This is a genomic window from Martelella sp. (assembly GCF_984369615.1).
Window position 1 is genome coordinate 1 of sequence record NZ_CFHTCS010000194.1, and the last position, 8,341, is coordinate 8,341.

Sequence of the window (8,341 nt, forward strand, 5' to 3'; positions counted from 1 at the left end):
GCGTCCAGACGGATGCCGAAATGTGCATGATGATGGCCGATACGATGGAGGCGCTGGGCATTCCGCGCGGGGACTATGTGATCCGGGTGAATAACCGCAAGGTGCTGGATGGGGTGCTGGAGGCGATCGGCCTTGGCGGCGAGGAGAATGCCGGGCAGCGGCTGACGGTGCTCAGGGCGATCGATAAGCTGGATAAGTTTGGGCCTGAGGGGGTAATGCTCCTTCTTCAAGATGGAAGAAAAGACGACAGTGGCGATTTTACCAAAGGGGCTGGTCTGAGTGAACGGCAGGCCAGCTTTGTTGTAAAAGTTGTTACGGATGAGCAAGCAGTCGATGGTGCGGAAGAAGTAGGGTTTAACAAGATTGCTAAGAATACCGCAGGTTTTGTTGATGGCTTTAGGGAGCTGGATTTAATCCGTAGTGTAGTTCGATCGGCTGGATACGATGCGGATCGCATCAAAATCGATCCCTCCGTCGTCCGTGGCCTCGAATACTACACCGGTCCCGTTTACGAAGCCGAGCTCACCTTCGATGTCACCAACGAAAAAGGTGAAAAGGTCGTGTTCGGCTCGGTCGGCGGCGGCGGGCGGTATGATGGGCTGGTGTCGCGCTTCATGGGCCAGCCGGTTCCGGCGACGGGCTTTTCCATCGGCGTGTCGCGGCTGATGACCGCGCTCAAAAACCTCGGCAAGCTCGGCGCGTCCGAGGTGATCGAGCCGGTGCTGGTCACCGTCATGGACGGCGATGCCGAGGCCATGGGCCGCTACCAGAAGATGACGCAGGAACTGCGCCGCGAAGGCATCCGCGCCGAGATGTACCAGGGCAACTGGAAGAAATTCGGCAACCAGCTCAAATATGCCGACCGCCGCGGCTGCCCGATCGCGATCATCCAGGGCGGCGACGAGCGCTCGCAAGGCGTCGTCCAGATCAAGGACCTGATCGAGGGCAAGCGCTTGTCCGGCGAGATCGAGGACAATGCCGAATGGCGCGAGGCGCGTGTGGCGCAGGAGACCGTGCCGGAGGGTGATCTGGTGGCAAGGGTGCGTCAGATGCTGGACGCACAGGCGGAGGATCGCAAGCGGGCGGGATGATCGCTGTGGGGGAGGCGTTGGCTCTCACAACCTCCCCTCGTGAGGGCGGGGCTATTGCAGATGGCCTTGGATCTTGCTCCATATACTCTCTCCCGCTTGCGGGAGAGATGCCCCGACAGGGGTAGTGAGGGTGAAGCAGCATTTCTGTTCGTGAGGGTGTCCGCGTGGATAGGTTCCCCCCTCACTGTCGATGTCGCTGTCGCGACATCTCTCCCCTCCGGGGCGAGAAGACTTGGGGGCTGTGCGGAAAAGCCTTCTGCGATAAGCCGTCCCTTCAAGGGGGATCGGTGGCCTCGACGTCCGTCGCTATTTTCTGGCAATCGTGCTACATATAGCAGCGAGGATGACAATCCTTTCGATGAGGTGAGCCATGAGTTTTGAACAGGTCTATATCACGATACCGCTGATCTTGCTGGTTCCGGCATTGGGAATGCTTGGCTTCCAGCTTTGGCGCGCCCGCCATAATCATTGAGCTTCCGGTAACCGGCGGTCCTGTCCGGTTCCGGCCATTTTGCTTATGTCTCTCAAATCCATCCATCACATACAGCTTGCCATGCCCGAGGGTCGGGAAGACGAGGCGCGGGCGTTCTATGCCGGCGTGCTTGGCGTCCCGGAGGTTGAAAAGCCCGACAATCTGAGAGCGCGCGGCGGGTGTTGGTTCGAGCGGGGAGAATTGCGCATTCACATCGGCGTCGAGAAGGATTTCCGGCCCGCGAAAAAGGCGCATCCGGCGTTTCTGGTCGATGATGTTGCGGCGGTTGCTGCGGCTGTGGAAAAGGCCGGTTACGAGGTCAAAGCGGACGCGCCGCTTGAGGGCTTCCTGCGCACCTATGTTTATGATCCCTTCGGCAACCGAATCGAACTGATGCAGGTTTTGGACTGATCCAGGCCGCAATCGTTGACTTTTGTCGCAAAGGATGGTCATCGGATGCGGCAAACAGTAGAGACGACCCATGCCCTCCACCAGCCTGCCGGATTGCGCCGGCGCCATTCTTGCCGCCTTTGCCGCGCGCGAAACGGATCTGACCGACACGCCGGTGATCCAGCCCGCCGCGCCCTTTCTGGACATGACCGGCGAGGCGCTGCGCCGCCGCATCTTCATGACCGAGAGCGAGACCGGCGAGAGCCTCTGCCTGCGCCCGGAATTCACCATCCCCGTCTGCCGCCGTCACATCGCGGAGAACGCCGGCACGCCGAAGCGCTATGCCTATTGCGGCATGGTGTTCCGCCAGGCGCGCGAGGACGGGGCAGACGAGTTCTTCCAGGCCGGCATCGAGGATCTGGGGACGGTCGATGTCGCCGCCGCCGATGCGCGCGCCATTGCCGATGCCTGGGGCGCGCTCGGCGCCTGCCTGCCGGGCCAGCGTCTTGCCGTCACGCTCGGCGACCAGGCGATCTTCGAGGCGGTGGTGCGGGCACTCGGGCTTCCGGGCGGCTGGCAGAAGCGGCTGATCCAGGCCTTCGGTAACCATGCCCGGCTCGAGGCCCTTCTGGAAACGCTGGCACGCCCGCAGCCGGTCTCCGGCCTCGACCGCCGCGTCGCCGCCTTCCTCGCCGATGGCGACGAGGCGGGGCTGGTGGCCCATATCGACGAAACCATGCAGGTTACCGGCTATTCCACCAATGCCAGCCGCAGCCCCGAGGAGATTGCGCGGCGACTGAAGGAAAAACTGGCGCTCTCCGTCACCAGTCTCGACCGCGATGCGCTGGAGGCGCTGACGACCTTTCTGGCGCTGGAGACCGGTCTTGACGCGGCATCGTCGGCGCTTGCGGCCTTTTCGGAAAAGTTTGATCTCGATATCGGCGCGGCGATCGGCGCGTTCGAGGCCCGCATCGCGGCGCTTGCGGCAGCGGGCGTCGAGGTGGCCGCGATCACCTATCGCGCCGCCTTCGGCCGTCCGCTTGATTACTATACGGGCCTCGTATTCGAAATCGCGGAAGCCGGTGCGCGCGGCGCGCTTCTGGCGGGCGGCGGACGTTATGACCGTCTGCTGACGCTGCTCGGCGCCAGCGACCATATTCCCGCCGTCGGCTTTTCGCTGTGGCTCGACCGGATCGAACGCGCCCGAGAAAAAGCCGGAGGAACACCATGACCGTCACCATTGCGCTGCCCTCCAAGGGCCGGATCAAGGAAGGCGCGGAACAGGCGCTCGAAAGGGCGGGCTTTCCTGTCGAGACCAACGGCAATGACCGCTCCTATCGCGGGCAGGTGCGCGGCCGGCCGGATATCGAGATCGCCTTCCTGTCGGCCTCGGAGATTTCGCGCGAGGTCGGCAATGGCGCGGTCGATTTCGGCGTGACCGGCGAGGATGTGGTGCGCGAGAACGTGGCGGACGCCGATGCCCGGGTGGAGTTCGTCTCCCGCCTCGGCTTCGGGCAGGCCGATGTGGTGGTGGCCGTCCCGGAAATCTGGCTCGATGTCGACACGATGGCGGACCTGAACGATGTCGCCTCGGAATTCCGCAGCCGTCACGGCCGCCGTCTGGCGATCGCGACGAAATTCTGGCGGCTGACGCAGCAGTTCTTCACCGCCAAGCACGGCATCCAGCTCTATCGTATCGTCGAAAGCCTCGGGGCGACGGAAGGCGCGCCCATGGCCGGCCAGGCCGACATCATCGTCGATATCACCTCCACCGGCTCGACGCTTGCGGCCAACCACCTGAAAATTCTGACCGACGGCGTGATCCTGAAATCGGAGGCCTGTTTCGTGCGCGCGAAAAAGACCTCGCATGAAGGCGACCCGGTGATCGGCGAAATCCTGGCGGCGATGCGCGGATAAGAGGCAGTGCAAGCCGCTGTTGGCGAAGCCGTGTATCGTCCACCCCTATTTGGTGACGATTGGCTGAAATCGTCATTTTTTTGGTCCGGACGACACTTTTTTGCCATTTTAATGACAAGCATGGTCTTGCGATTTCGATCCGCACTGCACATCTCGCACCTATCCGCAAAACATTTTTCAGGAGCGTCCATGTCACGCTTGTCCGATTTTCCGATCACCCAGAAATGGCCGCCGAAAGACCCGGAAGTCATCCAGCTCTACTCTCTTCCCACTCCCAACGGCGTGAAGGTTTCGATCGCGCTGGAGGAACTTGAACTGCCCTATGAGGCGCATCGCGTGGACTTCGGCACGGACGACCAGATGTCGCCGGAGTTCCTGTCGCTGAACCCCAACAATAAGATCCCGGCGATCATCGACCCCCACGGTCCGGAAGATACGCCGGTCGGCCTGTTCGAGTCCGGCGCGATCCTGCTTTACCTCGCCGAGAAGGCCGGCAAGCTCATCCCCAATGATCCGATCGGCCGCTACGAGGCGATCCAGTGGGTGATGTTCCAGATGGGCGGCATCGGGCCGATGTTCGGACAGTTTGGCCACTTCTACAAATATGCCGCCGACAAGGTCGCCAACAATCCCTATCCGGTCGAGCGCTACAAGAAGGAAGTCCGCCGGTTGCTCGGCGTTCTGGAAGGGCGCCTGCGTGACCGCAAGTTCATCATGGGCGAGGATTATTCGGCCTATTCGATCGCCGATATCGCGATCTTTCCCTGGGTGCGCGGCCTGTCGGTCGGCTACGATGCCGCGGATGTACTGGGCCTTGCCGATTTCAAGTCTGTTTCCGCCTGGGTGGAGCGCTGCTCGGACCGCCCGGCCAGCGTCAAGGGCTTCACGGTTCCCGCCGAAGCCTGAGGCGAGACACAGCATCGCTATGCTTGAGAAGAAGCGCGGTCCCGGCGGTCGCGCTTTTTTGTTGCCTGCGGCGCGGTTTTGTCAGGAACCGTTTCGTCAAGGACGGCGTTTCTTCGTCACAAGAGCAAACACGCTTTCAACACGAGGAGATCTGAACATGACCAAGACACTGGACGACCTGTTTCTCGACACGCTCAAGGACATCTATTTCGCCGAACGCCAGATCGTGAAGGCGCTGCCGAAAATGGCGCGCGCCGCGCAATCCGACGATCTCAAGGAAGCCTTCAAAAACCACCGGGAAGAGACCGAAGGCCAGATCGAGCGCCTGCAGCAGGTTTTCGAACTGCTCGGCAAGCCGGCCCGCGGCAAGACCTGCGAGGCGATCCAGGGCATTATCGAGGAGGGTGAGGAGATCATCGAGGACTTCAAGGATACGCCCGCTCTCGATGCCGGCCTCATCTCCGCCGCGCAGGCCGTGGAACATTACGAGATGGCCCGCTACGGCACGCTGATCGCCTGGGCGAAGCAGCTCGACAAGAAGGACGTTGTCAAGCTTCTGGAGGAGACCTTCGAACAGGAATCGACGGCGGATCTCGAACTTTCCAAGCTTGCCGAGAAATCGCTCAACGCACATGCCAAGGCGGCGTGATCGCGCATCGGCGAACCATGACTACGGAGAGGGCGGCGCGGCCGCCCTTTTCGCGTCCGAGGATCTTTCGAAGGCCGCGACCTCAGAACTTGAAGCCGATGCCGGCCATCAGGCTTGCCTGGCTCAGCTTGCTGTCGGGCAGGCCCGGAATACCCGTTGCCTGGGTGATGATGTCGGTGGAGCCGTAGTCGCTGTAGCTCGCCTTCAGCCGGGCGAACACGTTTTCGCTGATCGCATAGTCGATGCCCGCGCCGAGCGTCCATCCGTTCATGACCTCGTCATAGCTCCTGCCGGTCAGCGAGAAGGAGCCCTCAAGCCTGGTTGCGGTCCAGCCGCCGGAGGCAAAGACCAGAAGGCGGTCGAAGGCATAGCCGACGCTGCCCTCGACGCTCGCCCGCCACTCGGTACCGAAGGTGACGCTCTGGCCGTTGAGAAACGGGTAGGGCGAAACGACGGTGTAGGAATTGTCATTCCAGTTGTAGCCGAATTCGCCATTGATGCCGACGACGACGTTGTTATTGAGCTGATGGCTGTAGCCGGCGAAGACGGCGGCCGCGCCGCCATCGGCGCTTTCAGTCCTGGTGCCGGTGAAGAGGTCGTTCGGCACTTCGCCGGCAAGCCATCCATAACCGCCCTCCGCCCCGAGATAGGCGCCCGACCAGTCGTAGGTCGCGGGCGAAGCCGGGATCGGCGTTGCCATCGGGTCTGCGGCAAGCGCGGCGGTGGCTGTGGTGGCTGCGAGAAGCGCCGGAAGAAATGCTTTCATTGATCGATTGGCCCTGCATGAATGTGAGACGTGGACGCACCGGGGCGTCCGGTGACATGCCGTTCATTGAAGACATGCACCTATGTCCCGCCACGCCTGTTCGCCGCTCCGGTTGAAGCGTCCCGATTTCATCAGGCATCGGTAAAATGCGCAATTTATAAATTAACTTTTGTTCATCTTTTTGGTGCATGCGGCACGTCAGTCGCATTCCGCTTGCGTGGCGACGGCGCAAGCCGGACGCACAAAAAAGGCGCCTCGAAAGGCGCCTTCTCCAAATTTCGACTGGTCGAGCTGGGCGCTCGGCAATCAGGCTTTCGCCTGATTTGATCATGCCGCCAGTTTGGCGCGCTTGCCGCGCCAAACCCCTTGGGATCATGGGCGTGCTATTCTGCAATCAGGCTTTCGCCTGATTTGATCATGCCGCCAGTTTGGCGCGCTTGCCGCGCCAAACCCCTTGGGATCATGGGCGTGCTATTCCGTAATCAGGCTTTCGCCTGATTACATCATGCCGCCCATGCCGCCCATTCCACCCATGCCGCCCATGTCGGGCATGCCGCCGCCGGCCGATTCCTTCTTCGGCGCTTCGGCGATCATGGCCTCCGTGGTGATCAGCAGCGAGGCTACCGAAGCCGCGTTCTGCAGAGCCGTGCGGACAACCTTGACCGGGTCGACGATGCCCATGGCGATCATGTCGCCATATTCGCCGGTCTGGGCGTTGTAGCCATAGTTGTCGTCATTCTTGTCGAGGATCTTGCCGACAACGATCGAGGCTTCGTCACCTGCGTTGGTCGCGATCTGACGAACCAGCGACTGAAGCGCACGGCGAACGATGTTGATGCCGGATTCCTGGTCGTCGTTCTCACCCTTGGAGGTGATCTTCGTGGAGGAGCGCAGAAGAGCAACGCCGCCACCGGGCACGATGCCTTCCTGAACAGCAGCGCGCGTCGCGTTCAGAGCGTCGTCGATGCGGTCCTTCTTTTCCTTCACTTCGACTTCCGTGGAGCCGCCGACGCGGATCACGGCAACGCCGCCAGCGAGCTTGGCAAGACGTTCCTGCAGCTTTTCGCGGTCGTAGTCGGACGTGGTTTCTTCGATCTGGGCCTTGATCTGGGCAACACGGGCTTCGATGTCGGCCTTCTGGCCGGCGCCGTCGACAACCGTGGTGTTTTCCTTGGTGATCGAGACCTTCTTGGCCGTGCCGAGCATGTCGAGGGTAACATTTTCGAGCTTGATGCCGATGTCTTCGGAAATCACCGTGCCGCCTGTCAGGATGGCGAGGTCTTCCAGCATGGCCTTGCGGCGATCGCCGAAGCCAGGCGCCTTGACGGCAGCAATCTTCAGGCCACCGCGCAGCTTGTTGACGACGAGGGTCGCAAGCGCTTCGCCTTCAACGTCTTCAGCAATGATCAGGAGCGGCTTGTTGGACTGAACGACAGCTTCCAGAACCGGCAGGAGAGCCTGAAGGTTGGAGAGCTTCTTTTCGTGCAGCAGGATGTAGCAGTCTTCCAGCTCGGTGATCATCTTCTCGGAGTTGGTCACGAAGTAGGGCGACAGGTAGCCGCGGTCGAACTGCATGCCTTCAACGACTTCGAGTTCGGTTTCGGCGGTCTTGGCTTCTTCAACCGTGATGACGCCTTCATTGCCGACCTTCTGCATGGCAGCGGCAATGTCTTCGCCGATCTGCTTTTCGCCATTGGCGGAGATCGTGCCAACCTGAGCAACTTCCTCAGAGGTGTTGATCTTCTTTGCCTTGGCCTGCAGGTCCTTGACGACTTCGTGGACGGCCATGTCGATGCCGCGCTTCAGATCCATCGGGTTCATCCCGGCAGCAACAGCCTTGTTGCCTTCGCGGATGATCGAGGAAGCGAGAACGGTTGCCGTGGTGGTGCCGTCACCGGCGATGTCGTTGGTCTTCGAAGCAACTTCGCGGACCATCTGGGCGCCCATGTTCTCGAACTTGTCTTCCAGTTCGATTTCCTTGGCAACCGAAACACCATCTTTGGTGATGCGCGGAGCGCCGAAGGACTTTTCGATAACAACATTACGACCCTTGGGGCCGAGTGTGACCTTCACAGCGTCAGCGAGCACGTCAACACCGTGCATCATCTTTTCGCGCGCAGAGCGGCCGAATTTGATTTCTTTAGCAGCCA

8 protein-coding genes are annotated in these 8,341 nt (G+C 61.1%); 6 read left to right on the forward strand and 2 right to left on the reverse strand.

The genetic code is table 11. The annotated features are described in order from the left end of the window. The 6 genes from AC5DC2_RS14970 to AC5DC2_RS14995 form a co-directional block, all read left to right on the forward strand. The coding region (locus AC5DC2_RS14970; protein ID WP_491699048.1) for an ATP phosphoribosyltransferase regulatory subunit at positions 1-1,091 on the forward strand (1,091 nt) is incomplete at its 5' end. 517 nt (positions 1,092-1,608) lie between these two features. After that, positions 1,609-1,974 (forward strand): VOC family protein, encoded by a 366-nt coding sequence (locus AC5DC2_RS14975; RefSeq protein ID WP_491699049.1) that lies wholly within the window; start codon positions 1,609-1,611, stop codon positions 1,972-1,974. Positions 1,975-2,044: 70 nt separating this feature from the next. Continuing rightward, entirely contained in the window at positions 2,045-3,184 is a 1,140-nt protein-coding gene (locus AC5DC2_RS14980; RefSeq protein WP_491699050.1) for an ATP phosphoribosyltransferase regulatory subunit, read from the forward strand. Continuing rightward, positions 3,181-3,870 (forward strand): ATP phosphoribosyltransferase, encoded by a 690-nt coding sequence (gene hisG / locus AC5DC2_RS14985; RefSeq protein ID WP_491699051.1) that lies wholly within the window; start codon positions 3,181-3,183, stop codon positions 3,868-3,870. The genes AC5DC2_RS14980 and hisG overlap by 4 nt, the downstream gene beginning before the upstream one ends. 189 nt (positions 3,871-4,059) lie before the next feature. Beyond that, positions 4,060-4,776, forward strand: a complete 717-nt coding sequence (locus AC5DC2_RS14990; RefSeq protein WP_491699052.1) for a glutathione S-transferase N-terminal domain-containing protein — start codon at positions 4,060-4,062, stop codon at positions 4,774-4,776. Positions 4,777-4,927: 151 nt separating this feature from the next. Then, positions 4,928-5,425, forward strand: coding sequence for a YciE/YciF ferroxidase family protein (locus AC5DC2_RS14995; RefSeq protein ID WP_152534538.1), 498 nt, complete (start codon positions 4,928-4,930; stop codon positions 5,423-5,425). An 82-nt stretch (positions 5,426-5,507) separates the two neighbouring features. Here the strand turns inward: AC5DC2_RS14995 and AC5DC2_RS15000 are convergent, their stop codons facing one another. Both AC5DC2_RS15000 and groL read right to left on the reverse strand, forming a co-directional pair. Beyond that, complete coding sequence (locus AC5DC2_RS15000) at positions 5,508-6,191, reverse strand: outer membrane protein (protein WP_491699053.1); 684 nt, start codon at positions 6,189-6,191, stop codon at positions 5,508-5,510. A 498-nt stretch (positions 6,192-6,689) separates the two neighbouring features. Then, on the reverse strand, positions 6,690-8,341 hold a 1,652-nt coding region (gene groL, locus AC5DC2_RS15005), incomplete at its 5' end, for a chaperonin GroEL (protein ID WP_491699054.1).